The organism is Streptomyces sp. A012304 (assembly GCF_026008495.1).
Taxonomy (GTDB): domain Bacteria; phylum Actinomycetota; class Actinomycetes; order Streptomycetales; family Streptomycetaceae; genus Streptomyces.
The window spans coordinates 91,901-106,148 of record NZ_BQUN01000096.1 but is presented as its reverse complement, the minus strand read 5'-3'; the positions used below and the strand labels follow the sequence as shown (position 1 = coordinate 106,148).

The 14,248-nt window shown below is 71.0% G+C and carries 12 protein-coding genes, 1 tRNA gene and 1 pseudogene; 5 read left to right on the top strand and 9 right to left on the bottom strand.

Translation table 11 applies throughout. The features are described 5' to 3' along the window. From ALMP_RS21420 to ALMP_RS21405, 4 genes and pseudogenes are all read left to right on the top strand, one after another. A pseudogene (locus ALMP_RS21420) lies at positions 1-167 on the top strand (sugar ABC transporter permease); the annotation flags it as partial. Continuing rightward, positions 164-1,048, top strand: coding sequence for a carbohydrate ABC transporter permease (locus ALMP_RS21415; protein ID WP_264930708.1), 885 nt, complete (start codon positions 164-166; stop codon positions 1,046-1,048). The pseudogene ALMP_RS21420 and the gene ALMP_RS21415, both read left to right, overlap by 4 nt. A gap of 27 nt (positions 1,049-1,075) precedes the next feature. After that, positions 1,076-2,389 (top strand): glycoside hydrolase family 36 protein, encoded by a 1,314-nt coding sequence (locus ALMP_RS21410; protein WP_264930706.1) that lies wholly within the window; start codon positions 1,076-1,078, stop codon positions 2,387-2,389. Further along, on the top strand, positions 2,386-4,410 hold the full coding sequence (locus ALMP_RS21405; RefSeq protein ID WP_264930704.1) for a beta-galactosidase: 2,025 nt from the start codon (positions 2,386-2,388) through the stop codon (positions 4,408-4,410). Before ALMP_RS21410 ends, ALMP_RS21405 begins: the two co-directional genes overlap by 4 nt. Before the next feature lie 70 nt (positions 4,411-4,480). On the opposite strand, the gene ALMP_RS21400 is transcribed toward ALMP_RS21405, so the two are convergent. From ALMP_RS21400 to ALMP_RS21385, 4 genes are all read right to left on the bottom strand, one after another. Further along, a complete protein-coding gene (locus ALMP_RS21400) occupies positions 4,481-5,917 on the bottom strand; it encodes a GH1 family beta-glucosidase (RefSeq protein ID WP_264930702.1) in 1,437 nt (478 codons plus the stop codon). A gap of 293 nt (positions 5,918-6,210) precedes the next feature. Then, positions 6,211-7,116, bottom strand: a complete 906-nt coding sequence (locus ALMP_RS21395; RefSeq protein ID WP_264930700.1) for a carbohydrate ABC transporter permease — start codon at positions 7,114-7,116, stop codon at positions 6,211-6,213. An 11-nt stretch (positions 7,117-7,127) separates the two neighbouring features. After that, on the bottom strand, positions 7,128-8,138 hold the full coding sequence (locus ALMP_RS21390; RefSeq protein WP_264930964.1) for a carbohydrate ABC transporter permease: 1,011 nt from the start codon (positions 8,136-8,138) through the stop codon (positions 7,128-7,130). A gap of 5 nt (positions 8,139-8,143) precedes the next feature. Continuing rightward, positions 8,144-9,472, bottom strand: a complete 1,329-nt coding sequence (locus ALMP_RS21385; protein WP_264930697.1) for an extracellular solute-binding protein — start codon at positions 9,470-9,472, stop codon at positions 8,144-8,146. A gap of 361 nt (positions 9,473-9,833) precedes the next feature. Here ALMP_RS21385 and ALMP_RS21380 point away from each other — a divergent pair, with 361 nt between their 5' ends. Next, entirely contained in the window at positions 9,834-10,889 is a 1,056-nt protein-coding gene (locus tag ALMP_RS21380; protein WP_264930696.1) for a LacI family DNA-binding transcriptional regulator, read from the top strand. A 22-nt stretch (positions 10,890-10,911) separates the two neighbouring features. Here the strand turns inward: ALMP_RS21380 and ALMP_RS21375 are convergent, their stop codons facing one another. The 5 genes from ALMP_RS21375 to orn all read right to left on the bottom strand — a co-directional run bounded on the left by ALMP_RS21375 (position 10,912) and on the right by orn (position 14,188). Then, entirely contained in the window at positions 10,912-11,418 is a 507-nt protein-coding gene (locus ALMP_RS21375; RefSeq protein WP_264930963.1) for a GNAT family N-acetyltransferase, read from the bottom strand. A gap of 77 nt (positions 11,419-11,495) precedes the next feature. Then, complete coding sequence (locus tag ALMP_RS21370) at positions 11,496-12,278, bottom strand: hypothetical protein (RefSeq protein WP_264930694.1); 783 nt, start codon at positions 12,276-12,278, stop codon at positions 11,496-11,498. 124 nt (positions 12,279-12,402) lie between these two features. Further along, positions 12,403-13,236: a tat (twin-arginine translocation) pathway signal sequence gene (locus ALMP_RS21365; protein ID WP_264930693.1), complete on the bottom strand. Its 834-nt coding sequence runs from the start codon at positions 13,234-13,236 to the stop codon at positions 12,403-12,405. Positions 13,237-13,396: 160 nt separating this feature from the next. Continuing rightward, positions 13,397-13,471 (bottom strand) — tRNA-His (locus ALMP_RS21360). A gap of 108 nt (positions 13,472-13,579) precedes the next feature. Continuing rightward, positions 13,580-14,188 carry an oligoribonuclease gene (orn, locus tag ALMP_RS21355; RefSeq protein ID WP_264930692.1) on the bottom strand — a complete coding sequence of 203 codons (609 nt, stop codon included), beginning with the start codon at positions 14,186-14,188 and terminating at the stop codon, positions 13,580-13,582. Between the last annotated feature and the right edge of the window lie 60 nt (positions 14,189-14,248).

Here is a 14,248-nt window from a genome sequence, read left to right as displayed (position 1 = left end):
GCGCCGAGGGCACCGAGCTGCTGTCGATCCTGGTCACCAACAACATCATCGGCGAGTCCAGCCGCATCGGATACGGCTCGGCCATCGCCGTGGTCCTGCTGGTGATCTCCCTCGCCGTGATCATCCCCTACCTGATCGCGACCTTCCGGAAGGAGCGGCGCGCATGAGCCACGCCCTGGTGACGAAACAGCGCACCCCCGTCCGCCCCGCCCGGATCCTGCTGCACGTCTTCCTCGTGGTCACGGCCCTGGCCTGGCTCGGCCCGCTGCTGTGGGCGCTCCTCGCGGCCATGCGCCCGTACGCGGAGACCAGCGACAAGGGCTATGTCTCCTGGCCCGACAAGCTGAGCCTCGACAACTTCACGAACGCGTTCCAGCAGTCGGACATGCTGCACTACTTCGGCAACACCCTGCTGATCGCCGTCCCGGCGGTGCTGCTGACGCTGTTCCTGTCCTCGATGGTCGCCTTCTACGTCAGCCGCTTCGACTTCCGCATCAACCTCGCGCTGCTGCTGGTCTTCACGGCCGGCAACCTGCTCCCGCAGCAGGTGATCATCACCCCGCTGTACCGCCTGTACCTCCTGGTGGACCTGCCGGGCATCACGATGAGCGGCAAGCTCTACGACTCCGCCCTCGGCCTGGTGCTGATCCACGTGGCGTTCCAGTCCGGGTTCTGCGCCTTCGTGCTGGCCAACTACATGCGCTCGCTGCCGCACGAGCTGACCGAGGCCGCGCTCGTCGACGGCGCCTCCGTGTGGCGGCTGTACTGGCAGATCGTGCTGCCGCTGTGCAAGCCCGCGATGGCGGCCCTGGCGACGCTGCTGTCCATCTGGATCTACAACGACTTCTTCTGGGCCATCGTGCTGATCTCCACCGGCGAGAACATGCCGATCACCTCGGCACTGAACAACCTCTCCGGCCAGTACTTCACCGACCCCAACCTGGTCGCCGCCGGCGCCCTGCTCACCGCCATCCCGACGCTGATCGTGTACTTCGCGCTCCAGCGCCAGTTCGTCAGCGGCCTCACGCTCGGCGCCAACAAGGGCTGACGCCCCCCTCTCGTGAAAGAGACCTCCGTGCACCACCCGTTCACCCCGGTCGCCTCCGTCGCCGTGGACCCGCGTCGGGCCCGCGTCCACGAGGAGGGCTGGCAGTCCTGGAGCCCCAGCGGCGCCTACGCCCTCGGCGACACCCCCCACCGCCCGACGAACACCAACTGGGCGACCGTCTGCTACCGGCCCGGCGTCACCGTCCCCGAGGGCGTCTTCCAGGGCGAGGGCCTGCTCGCGCTCGACCCCGGCGACGGCTCGCCCGTCCGGCTGTGGGCGGCGGTGGACCCGACCCGCGAGGTGCCGTCCGTCCGCCTGACCGTGCACGGACGGCGGGCGGAGATCAGCGCGACCGGCCCGGTGAAGGAGTGGGAGGGCGCGGACATCCAGTCGATGCTGGCGGACTGGGCGGCGGGCCTCGGCCTCGGCACGCCACGGCGCGCTCCGACCGTGTGGTGCTCCTGGTACGAGTACTTCACCGCCGTCACCGAGGACGACATCCACGAGAACCTCCGGGCGATGGACACCCTCGACCTGCCCGTCCACGTCGTCCAGATCGACGACGGCTACCAGAAGGCCCTCGGCGACTGGCTCACCCTCTCCGGCCGTTTCCGCTCCCGGGCCCGGATCGCCGACGCCATCCGCGCCCGGGGCCGCCGGGCGGGCATCTGGACGGCCCCCTTCCTCGTCGACCCGGCCAGCGACCTGGCCGCCGAGCACCCGGACTGGCTGGTCCGCGACCTCGACGGCGGTTTCGCGCACGCCGGCCGCAACTGGGGACACGACCTGAACGTCCTCGACACCACCCACCCCCGGGCGGCGGCGTACCTCACGGACGTCTTCCGCACCCTGCGCGCCGAGGGCTACGACTACTTCAAGGTCGACTTCCTGTACGCGGGCGCCCTGGACGGTGTACGGCACACCCGGGTCGACGCGCTCCAGGCGTACCGCGAGGGCGTCCGGCTGATCCGGGACGCCATCGGGCCGGAGTCGTACCTGCTGGGCTGCGGGGCCCCGATGCTGCCCTCCATCGGCCTGTTCGACGCGATGCGGGTCAGCCCCGACACCGCCCCGCACCGCCGCCCCGAGGCCGACGACTACAGCCAGCCCGGCCAGGACCCGGCCGAGTTCACCGGCATCGGACGGCAGTGGCAGCACGGCCGGCTCTGGATCAACGACCCCGACTGCCTGATGGCCCGCCCCGCCGTGGAGACCCGCGAGCGCTGGGCGGACCACGTCGCGGCGACGGGCGGCCTGGTGGCCTCCAGCGACCGTCTGCTCTCCCTGGACCTGTGGGGCGTGGAGACCACCCGCCGTCTGCTGTCGGGAGCCGCCCGATGAACCGCAAGCTGGCAGTCAAGGGCATCGCCTACGGCGGCGACTACAACCCCGAGCAGTGGCCCGAGGAGGTGTGGGCCGAGGACATGCGCCTGATGGGCGAGGCCGGGGTGACGATGGTCAGCGTCAACATCTTCTCCTGGGCGCTGCTGGAGCCGAAGGAGGGCGTGTTCGACTTCTCGAGGCTCGACCGGATCCTCGACATGCTGTACGCCCACGGCATCGCCGCCGACCTGGCGACCCCGACGGCGGCCCCGCCGGCCTGGTTCTTCACGGCCCACCCCGAGGCGCTGCCCGTGGACCGGGACGGCCGACGGCTGTCCTACGGCAGCCGTCAGACGTTCTGCCCGAGCAGCCCCGCCTACCGGGAGGCCGCCCTGCGGATCACCCGCGCCCTGGCCGAGCGGTACGCCGACCACCCGGCCGTCGTCATGTGGCACATCCACAACGAGTACGGCTGCCACAACGCGGAGTGCCACTGCGACACGAGCGCGGCGGCGTTCCGGAGGTGGCTGCGGGCCCGCTACGGCGACGACCTGGCGGCGCTCAACGACGCCTGGGGCACCACCTTCTGGAGCCAGTGGTACTACGACTGGGACGAGATCCTGCCCCCGCGCGCGACGGGCGCCGTCCCCAACCCCACCCACCAGCTGGACTGGCGCCGCTTCTGCAGCGACGAGCTGCTGTCGCTGTACACGGCGGAACGGGACGTGCTGCGCGCGGCGGCCCCGGCCACGCCCGCCACCACCAACTTCATGGTGATGTACAACTTCGACGCGCTGGACTACTGGCGCTGGGCGCCGGAGCTGGACATCGTCTCCAACGACCACTACCTGCGCTCCACCGACCCCGAGTCGGAGATCGACATCGCGCTGAGCGGCGACCTCACACGGTCGCTGGCGGGCGGACCGTGGCTGCTGATGGAGCACTCGACGGGCGCGGTCAACTGGCAGCCGGTCAACCGGGCCAAGACCCCCGGCGAGTTGCGGCGCAACGCGCTGGCGCATGTGGCGCGCGGCGCCGACGGCATCGCCTACTTCCAGTGGCGGGCGGCGAAGGCGGGCGCCGAGCAGTGGCACTCGGCGATGCTGCCGCACGCGGGAACGGACAGCCGGATTTGGCAGGACGTGGTGCGACTCGGCGCGGACCTGCGGGCGTTGGCGGAGGTGCGGGGCAGCGGGAGCACCGCGCGGACGGCCGTCGTCTGGGACTGGAACGCCCGGTGGGCGCTGGAGCTGCCCTCGCAGCCGAGCGCCGAGGTGCGCTACCTCGACCTGGTGCGCGCCTGGTACGAGCCGCTGTGGCGGGCGGGTGTGGCCGTGGACTTCGTCCGCCCCGACGCCGACCTGTCCGCCTACCGCCTGGTGCTCGCCCCCGGCCTGTACCTGGTGGACGACGCGGGCGCGGCCAATCTGACGTCCTTCGCCGAGCGCGGCGGCACCCTCGTCGTCGGTTTCCACAGCGGCGCGGTGGACGAGAACTGCCATGTGCGGCTGGGCGGTTACCCCGGCGCCTTCCGCGAGGCCCTCGGCGTGCGCACCGACGAGCTGTTCCCGTTGCTGCCGGGTGAGCCGGTGGGACTGAGCGGCGGCGGCCGGGCGTCCCTGTGGTCGGAGCGGGTCCGCCTCGACGGCGCCGAGGCGGTGACCACGTACACCGACGGCCCCCTCGCCGGCGTACCGGCGGTGACCCGGCACACCTACGGGGCGGGCCGGGCCTGGTACCTGGCCACCCTCCCCGACGCCGGCACCCTGGCCGCGCTCCTGGAACGCGTCCGCGCCGAGGCCGGGGTGCGGCCGGTGGTCGACGGCCTCCCGGACGGCGTCGAAGCCGTCCGCCGCCGAGGCACCGACGCCGACTACGTCTTCCTCCTCGACCACACCGGCCAGGGCGCCGAGATCCCGCTCGCCCCCGGCGCCGTCGACCTCCTCACCGGCCGGCCACTACCGGAGAACACGGCCGTCGTCCCCCCGGGCGGGGTGGTCGTGGCACGGGAGCCGCAGAAGCTGTTCGGGGAGACGTAGTCGTCCCGCACCCCGTACGGCAGGGCGCGGCACACCCCCACGGTGTGCCGCGCCCTTCCCCTCTCCCGGGTCAGGTGGTCTCGAGGGCCGGCAGGGTGCCGGTCCTGGCTGCCTTGCCGTACCAGAGGGCGCTGGACTTGGGCGTGCGGGTCAGGGTCGCGTAGTCGACGTACACCGCGCCGAACCGCTTCTCGTAGCCGTACGCCCACTCGAAGTTGTCCAGCAGGGACCACAGGAAGTAGCCGCGGACGTCGGCGCCCTCCGCGATCGCGCGGCGGACCGCCCTGAGGTGGCCGTGCAGGTAGGCGATGCGCTCGGGGTCGTGGACGCGGCCGTCGGGGTCGGGCTTGTCGTCGTAGGCCGCGCCGTTCTCGGTGATGTAGAGCGGCAGGCCCGGGGCCTCCTTGCTGTAGCGCATGATCAGGTCGTGCAGGCCCGTCGGGTCGATCGTCCAGCCCATCTCCGTGCGGTCGCCCGGGGTCTGGTGGAAGGCGACGTCGTCCGCGCCCGGCCAGGGGGTGTGGTCGCTGGCGCCATGGCCGTCGGCGCGCGGGCCCTTCGGGTCGGCGTCCGCCGCCGAGACCAGGGTGGGCGTGTAGTAGTTCAGGCCCAGCGCGTCCAGCGGCTGGTTGATGGCCCGCAGGTCGCCGTCGAGGACGTACGACCAGTCCGTGAGCGAGGAGGTCGCGGCGAACAGCGTCTCCGGGTACGCGCCCCGCAGGATCGGGCCGTGGAAGACGCCGTTGGCCAGGTCGTCGATCTTGCGGACCGCCGCCAGGTCCTCGGGCGTGCGCGACAGCGGCCGCACCACCGAGGAGTTGAGGCTGATCGCCACCTGGTTGCGGGCCGGCATCGCCGCACGCAGCGCCGAGGTGCCCAGGCCGTGCGCCAGGTTGAGATGGTGCGCGGCGCGCAGGGAGGCCGCCGGGTCCGTACGGCCGGGCGCGTGCACCCCGGACGCGTAGCCGAGGAACGCGCTGCACCACGGCTCGTTCAGCGTGATCCAGTGCTCCACGCGGTCGCCGAGCGCCTCCCCGACGATCTGCGCGTACTCGGCGAACCGGTACGCCGTGTCGCGCTCCGGCCAGCCGCCCGCGTCCTCCAGCTCCTGCGGCAGGTCCCAGTGGTACAGGGTGACCGCCGGCTTGATGCCCTTCGCCAGCAGCTCGTCGACCAGCCGACGGTAGAAGTCCAGGCCCACCTGGACCGCGGGACCCCGGCCGGTCGGCTGGACCCGCGACCAGGAGATGGAGAAGCGGTACGCGTTCAGGCCGAGGTCGGCCATGAGCGCGACGTCGTCGCGGTAGCGGTGGTAGTGGTCGACAGCGATGTCACCGGTCTCGCCGCCGGCCGTCTTGCCCGGGGTATGGCTGAAGGTGTCCCAGATCGACGGGGTGCGGCCGTCCTCCCGCACCGCCCCCTCGATCTGGTACGCGGACGTCGCGGCGCCCCAGAGGAAGGCGGGAGGAAAGGTCACCGGGGTGGCCGACTGTGCGGACTCAGGCATGGAAGCGCTCCCATGAGTGGTCGTCGAGGTCACGAGACCGACGAGGTTGGGGGGAAGTGGTGCCAAGGGGGCTGAGGCGGCGGTGACCCGGCCCCCGGGGAAACGATGTCGCTGCAAGGGCCCTGCTGTGTCGCATGTGTTGCGTGTGTCGCATATGAATGTGCCTGGGCTCGTGTGGCTCGCTGGTCGGAGGTGAGGCCCCGCACGCCGCGGGGCCTCGGCCCGCACGGCGCGGCGGGTCGTACGGCGCGGGGCCTCGGCCCGCACGCCGCGGCGGCGCGCACGGTGTGGGCTCAGCCCTTCACCGCGCCCTGCATGATGCCGCCGACGATCTGCTTGCCGAAGATCGCGAAGACCAGCAGCAGCGGCAGCGTGCCCAGCAGCGCGCCCGCCATGATCAGCGACTGGTCGGGCGTGTACCCGCGGCCCAGGCCCGCGACCGCCACCTGCACGGTCGGGTTGCCGGTCTGGCTCAGCACCAGGAACGGCCACAGGAAGTCGTTCCACGTCTGGACGAACATCAGCATGCCGAGCACCGCCATCGCGGGGCGCGCCGCGGGGAACACCACGTGCCACACCACGCGCCAGCTGCTCGCGCCGTCCACCCGTGCCGCCTCGATGATCTCGTCCGGCAGCGCCTGGAGCAGGTACTGCCGCATGAAGAACACCCCGAAAGCGCTCACCAGCGACGGCAGGATCACCGCCTGGAGCTGGTCGGTCCACTCCAGCTTGGCGACCATCATGTACAGCGGGATCACACTGAGCTGCGGCGGCACCATCATCGTGCCGACGACGATCAGCATCAGCGCGCCCCGGCCCTTGAACCGCAGCTTGGCGAAGGCGAACCCGGCGATCGTCGACAGGAAGACGATGGTCAGGGCCGACGTGCCGGCCACGATCGTCGTGTTCCAGAACGCCTCGCCGAGGTTGGCGTCGTTCCAGGCGACGTCAAGGTTGTCGAAGAGGTTCGAGCCGAACCAGAACGGCGGCGGTGTCTGCGCCAGCCGGTTGTTGTCACGGGAGGCGGCGATCGCCGTCCACACCAGCGGGAACAGCGAGCCGATGGTGAACAGGGCCAGGATCACGTAGGCGATCGGCCCGGCGTGCATCTGGCCGCCGGCCCGCGCGGACCGCGGGCGGCGGATGCGCTTGGACGGAGGCGCGGCCTCCTCCTCGGGCTTCGTCAGGGTCGTCGTCACGGCCGTACTCCTTAACTACTGGCGCGCAGCCGGCGCGAGATGACGTAGTTGACGATGCCGATCACGATGAGGATCAGGAACATCGTCCAGGCGATCGCGGAGGCCCGGCCCAGGTGCTGGTTCACCCAGCCCTGCTCGTACAGGTACAGACCCAGCGTCTGGAACTGGTGCTCCGCACCGCCCGAGGCGCCCTTGTTCGCGTCGAAGAGGAGCGGCTCACCGAAGACCTGGCTGGCGCCGATCGTGGAGACGACCACCGTGAACAGGATCGTCGGACGCAGCGACGGCAGCGTCACATGGAGGAACTGCTGCCAGCGGCTCGCGCCGTCCAGCGCCGCCGACTCGTACAGGTCCTGCGGGATCGCCTGCATCGCCGCCAGGTAGATCAGCGCGTTGTAGCCGGTCCACCGCCAGATGACGATCGTCGACACCGCGATCTGCGACGGCCACTTGTCGTTCTGCCAGTCGATCGGGCCGATCCCGACCATGTCCAGCACCCAGTTGATCATGCCGTAGTCGCGCCCGAACAGCAGCACGAAGACCAGCGAGGCGGCCGCGATGGACGTCGCGTACGGCGCGAGCATCGCGACCCGGTAGAAGGTCGAGGCGCGCAGCTTGTAGTTGAGGATGTGGGCGAGCCCCATCGCCATCAGCAGCTGCGGGACGGTCGAGATGATCCCGATCGTGAGGGTGTTCTTCGCCGCGTTCCAGAAGAAGTCGTCGTCGAAGATCCGGGTGTAGTTGCGCAGCCCCACCCAGTCCATGTCGGTGGGCGCGGTCATCTCCACCTGGTGCAGCGACGCCCATCCCGTGTACAGCAACGGGAACAGGCCGAACGCCAGGAACAGCAGGAAGAACGGCGAGACGAACGCGTACGGACTCCAGCGGATGTCCCGCTGCCAGCGGCGCGAGAGCCGGGCCCGGCGCCGCTGCTCCGCCTCCGTGGGGGCGGCGGGCGGGCGGCCCGGGGCCGCGCCCCCCTCCTTCACGGGGGGCGCGGCGGTGTGGTGACGGGTGGCCATACGGGTCACTTGTCCAGGTTGTTGTCGATGGTCTTGGTCGCCGTCTTCCAGGCCTCCTCCGGCGACTTGCCCTTCGTCACGAGGATGACGCCGTTGTCCGACAGACCCTGCTGGATGATCTGGTCCTTCGCGCCGATCACCTGGACGGGGGCGGACTTCGCGGCCTCCGCGAAGATCGCGCCGATGTTCTGGTCACCGGTCATCTCGTTCTTCGCGCCGGTGACGTCCGTCGACGTGTAGGTGCTCGGTGCGCTCGGGAAGGAGCCCTGCACCTTGAACAGCTTGATCTGCTGCTCGGGCGCGGTCAGCCAGGCGACCAGCTTCTCGGCCTCCTTCACGTTCTTGCCGCTGGAGGGCACGGTGAGGAAGGAACCGCCCCAGTTGGCGGACTTCGGCGCCACCGCGACGGCCCACTTGCCGAACGCCTCGGGCTTCGACTTGCCCTTCAGGGTGCCGAGCATCCACGGCGGGCAGGCGATGGTGGCGAACTTGTTGTTCGCGATCGTCTGGTCCCAGGCCGGCTGGAACTGCGTCTGCGCCTGCACCAGGCCCTGCTGGGCGGCCTTCGCGGTCAGGTCGAAGGCGGCTTTGACGGCGCGGTTCGACTTGTAGATGACCTCGCCGGAGGAGTTGTAGAACTTCTCCTCCTCGCTGCCGAGGATGGCGTTGATCAGACCGCCGGGGGAGTCCATGAAGAAGGTGCCCTTGGGTGCCTTCGCCTTGAACCGCTCGCCGACCGAGACGAACTTGTTCCAGTCACCCGCCCACAGCTTGCCGACCTCCGCGGGGTCGGTGGGCAGACCGGCCTGCTGGTAGAGGTCCGTGCGGTAGCAAATGGCCATCGGGCCGACGTCGGTGCCGAGACCGACCGTCTTGCCGTCCTTGGTCGTGGCCTGCGCCCACTTCCAGTCCAGCCAGTTGCTCTTGTTCACGCCCGAAACCTTGGACATGTCCTGGAGCTTGGCGCTCTGGGTGGCGGTGACCTCGGCGATGTTGGCGACTTCGACGGCCTGGACGTCCTGGAGGCCACTGTTGGTGGTGAGGTGGTTGACGAGCGCCGGGTAGTAGTTCTCGTTCCGCTCGATGACGTTCTCGGCGATCTTGATGTGCGGGTTGAGCTTCTCGTACTCGGCGTAGAGGCCGGCCTCCTTGAAGCCCATGGTGCCGAAAAGGCCCAGCGTGATCGTGGTCTTGCCCTTGCTGTCGCCGGACGAGGAACCGTCGGAACCCTCGTTGCCGCCGTCGTCGGCACAACCGGCCAGCAGCCCGGCGCCCAACGACGCGACGGCCGCCAGGACCACTACCCGGCGGGAGGTTCGGGTACGTGCTCGCATTGCGTCCTCCTGTTGCCCTGACGTGCCGACCCCCCGGCCAACTGCATGGTTGGACCCGTTAGTTTCTCGCTGCGGCTCGGGCGGGGAACGTGCGGGATGTGTATGTGTCAGGTACCGTGGGAGCGCTCCCACAAGTGATGTGTTGAAGAGTCGTCGGTTCGGGCGGGGGTGTCAAGGGTGGTGACGCGGAGAGCCGCGTTCAGTTATCTGCCTGTTAGCTAACCGCGGGACCGATGCTTTTCGGCCGAGGCCGTCACCGGGCGGGTCCGGCCGACGACGGTCCTGGTGGCAGCCCTCCCGACCGGGCAGGACTGTTAGATTCCAGGCCAGCGGTGATGACGACGGCGGGAAGGCGGAGCCCATGGCAAGCCACGGAGCGCGAGGCCGGAGCGGTGGCCGGCCCACCCTCGAGGAGGTGGCCGCGCGCGCCGGCGTCGGCCGGGGCACGGTCTCACGGGTGATCAACGGCTCGCCCCGGGTCAGCGACGCGACCCGCGCGGCGGTGGAGGCGGCGGTCGCCGAGCTCGGCTACGTCCCCAACACCGCGGCCCGTGCCCTCGCCGCCAACCGCACGGACGCGATAGCGCTGGTCGTCCCCGAGCCGGAGACCCGCTTCTTCTCCGAACCGTACTTCTCGGACATGCTGCGCGGTGTGGGCGCCGAACTGTCCGAAACCGAGATGCAGTTGCTGCTGATCTTCGCGGGCAGCGACCGCGAACGGCGGCGGCTCGCCCAGTACCTGGCGGCGCACCGGGTGGACGGCGTCCTGCTGGTCTCGGTGCACGCCGACGACCCGCTGCCCGACCTCCTGTCCCAGCTGGAGATCCCGGCGGTGATCAGCGGCCCGCGTTCCGCCGCGGAGACGCTGCCCTCGGTCGACTCCGACAACTACGGCGGCGGCCGCTCGGCCGTCGAGCATCTGCTGGCCCGCGGCCGTCGCCGCATCGCCCACATCACCGGCCGCCTCGACGTCTACGGCGCCCAGCGGCGCGTCGACGGCTACCGGGCCGCGCTGCGCGAGGCGGGGCACGAGGTGGACGAGTCCCTGATCGAGCCCGGTGACTTCACCGAGGAGGGCGGCCACCGCGCGATGACCGACCTGCTCGCCCGCGACCCTTCCCTGGACGCGGTGTTCGCCGGTTCGGACGTCATGGCGGCCGGCGCCCGCCAGGCCCTGCGCGAGGCGGGCCGCCGTATCCCCGAGGACGTCGCCCTCGTCGGCTACGACGACTCCGCCATAGCCCGCCACATGGACCCGCCCCTGACCAGCGTCCGCCAGCCCATCGAGGAGATGGGCCGAAGAATGCTCGACCTGCTCCTGTCGGAGATCGCGGACCGCCGCCCGGCGGCGTCACGGGGCCTGGAGCGCAGGCAGGTGGTGCTGGCCACGGAGCTGGTGCAAAGGGCCTCCTCCTAGACCGATCGGTTCCCGACCGGCGTCAGAGGCGCAGTTGCCACCTGGTCTCGCCGTCCTGTTCCTCCTCCGTCGGGGACAGTCCCGCCGCCGCGGCGACCGCGGCCGAGGCGCCGTGGCCGGGGTGGATGTGCGCGACGACCGTACCGACGCCCCGCTCCCGCAGCCGGGCGACGAGCCCGGCGGCGGCCTCCGAGGCGAGCCCACGGCCCTGCCACGGGGTGCCGACCACCCAGGCGATCTCGGCGACGGAGTCCCCGGTGACCGTGGCCTGCACCGTGCCGACGAGCCGCGCGTCCTCGCGCAGCCGCAGGACCCAGTTGCACCAGGACACGGACGGGTCGGGGGAGCCGGCGACGAGGCGTTCGTAGCGGGCCCGCACTGCCTCGGGGGTGCCGGGGCTGCCGCCGATGAAGGTGTGCAGGGCCGGGTCGGACAGGACGACGGCCATCTCCTCGGCGTGCTCGACCCGCAGCGGGACGAGATCGAGACGCGAGGTGCGGATCGGTTCGGCGTACGGGAGCGGGGCGATGGCGACCTCCGGGTGAGGGCGTGCGCCCGGCCCGCCCGCGCGAGGGCGCGAGCCGGCCGGGCGGTGGACGCGGCCGATCAGCAGGACTCGTCGAACTTGACCGCGGTGAACGTCACGGGCTGACCGTCCAGCTTGGCACCGGCCGCCGGGGTCTGGGTGCAGACCTTCCAGTTGGACTCGACGAGGACCATGCGGTCGTCTCCGGAGGCGTCCTCGACGGTGATGCTAGTACTGCTGTCGAGCGCCTGCCGGGCGACCTTGACGGACTTGCCCCCGAAGTCGGGCATCGTGGCACCGGCCTCCTGGACGGCTCCCGCGTCCTTGGCCGGGCAGTCCTCCTCCAGCTTGACCGCGCCGAAGTCGACCTCGGTGTCCGTGGCGTGGGCGCCCGCCGAGGGGGTCTGGGAACAGACCTTCCAGTTGCGGTCGAAGGCCTGCATACGGCCGCGGCCGAGAGCGTCGTGGGAGGTGAGGTGGTAGAAGCCGGCGGCCTGGGCCTGGTCCTGGGCGGACTGAAGCCCCTTGCCCCTGAGGTCGGGCAGGCTCGCGGTCGCCGGCTTGTCGCTCTTCGCCGTGTCCGCCTCGGCCGCCTCCGCCGTCTCCGCCGCCCGCGGGGCGGCGGGGGCGCTGCTCCGGGCGGTGGGCGAGGCCGCCTTGTCGGAGCCGCTGACGGAGCCGCTCCCGCCGTCGCCGCCGCCGGCGATGGCGCCGATGACGGCGAGGGCGACGAACAGGCCGACCGCACCGAGGCAGCCGAAACCGATGATCTTCCCGGGGGAGGCCTTCTTCGGCGCGGGGGGCGGTGGCCCCCATACCGGCTGCTGGGGCGCTCCGTAGCCGGGCTGGTGGTGCTGGTTCATGATCTCCCCGAGGCGTGAATGATGATGTGCGCCTGTACGACTCGTGGAGGAGCTGTGTGGTTGCGGCGATCGGCGCGATTCACGCGAACGTGATGTTCGACCCCGGGAGGGCGCGCCTCTCGTCTCACCACCCTCCGGCGAAGAAGCCGCTGAGGGCCTGGGCCGAGTCCGCCGCGCTCATGGTGTTCGCCACGGCGATGACGAGGGCGACGGCCGCCAGGAGCGCCGAGGCGAGGCCGGCCGTGCGCGCCGAGCGCCTCGACCGGGCGTCGGCGGACGCCCGGAAACGCTTCCAGGCCATGACGCTCGCACCGGCCAGGGCGAACGCGACCACGGCGGCCAGCGCGGCCAGTACGGCGTGGTAGACGGCGAAGTCGTCGATCATCGCGGTGAGGGCGGGGGAGCGCCGGCCGTCGGGAGAGGCGGCGAGCTGCTGCCGGATCTCGGTGACGGCGGCGGTGAGTTCGCCGTCCTGGCCGGTCGTCAGCAGGGGGAGCAGCGACGCGAACGGCGCCGCCGCGCCTTGCAGATTGGCCATGAGCGCCACGAGGGCGAACAGCCCGACCGTCCCGACAAGGGCCCCGGCCAGGGTCTGGGAGAGGCGTGCCGCCCGCCCGTCCGCCGCCCGTTGCCGGGAGTGTCGCCACAGGACGACGGCGAAGGCCGCCGCCACCGCGAGCAGCAGCGCGGACACGCCCGCCTTGACGAGGTGGAAGCGGAACCAGAACGCGACCGTGGTGTCCAGCTGAGCGGGAAAGTCCCGGCCGCCGGAAGCCCAGTACGCCGTGAAGCCCTCCCGAAAGGCCTCGCCGACGTTCGCCGTACTGACGGAACCGCGCGCCAGCTCGTTGGGCGCGAGGAAGAACGCGACGAGGCAGGCGCCGGTCAGAGCGGCCAGCAAGCCGGCCTGCCGACGGGGCGTGGCGGTGAGGCGGGACAAGGATCGGAGTCCGTTCATGAGCAACGGACGCTACCGAGCCGCGGCCGCCCGGTCTCTGGAGCCGGCCTCCGGACATGGGGTGGGGGTACCCCCCCGAAGCTGCTGCGGCCCGTCGAGCCGGTGACGGGAAACGCCAAGGGCCGACCCGCTTTCACGGATCAGCCCTTGAACTGTTGGAGGGTGAGTGACGGGACTCGAACCCGCGACATCCTGGACCACAACCAGGTGCTCTACCAGCTGAGCTACACCCACCATGACCGGTGTTCGTGATCTGTCGTTCTCCGACCGGCCGAGAAAAAGTGTACAGGGTCCGAAGGGGTGCTCGCGCACGGCTTTCACGGCGCCCCTGTACGGACCCCTCCTACGCCTCCTGAGCAGGCAGAACGTGCTTCGCGGCGATCGTCTTCGCCGTGTCGGAGTCCGGCCCCGGCTGCGGCACGAAGATCGCCTCGCGGTAGTAGCGCAGCTCGGCGATGGACTCGCGGATGTCGGCGAGGGCGCGGTGGTTGCCGTTCTTCTCGGGGCTGTTGAAGTACGCCCGCGGGTACCAGCGGCGCGCCAGCTCCTTGATCGAGGAGACGTCGACGATGCGGTAGTGGAGGTAGTCCTCCAGGGTCGGCATGTCGCGCAGCAGGAAGCCGCGGTCGGTGCCGACGGAGTTGCCGCACAGCGGGGCCTTGCCGGGTTCCTTGACGTGCTCGCGCACATACGCCAGGACCTGCTCCTCGGCGTCGGCCAGGGTCGTGCCGCCGGCGAGTTCGGCGAGCAGCCCGGAGGCGGTGTGCATCTGACGCACCACGTCCGGCATCGTCTCCAGCGCGGAGTCCGGCGGACGGATGACGATGTCGACGCCCTCGCCGAGTACGTTCAGCTCGGAATCGGTGACGAGGGCGGCCACCTCGATGAGCGCGTCGTCCGACAGCGAGAGGCCGGTCATCTCGCAGTCGATCCACACCATGCGATCGTTCATGCGTCCAACCCTACGGTGAGCTGCCGCCGGCTGAGCCGGGTGTGCGGCGAGGTGGTTCCG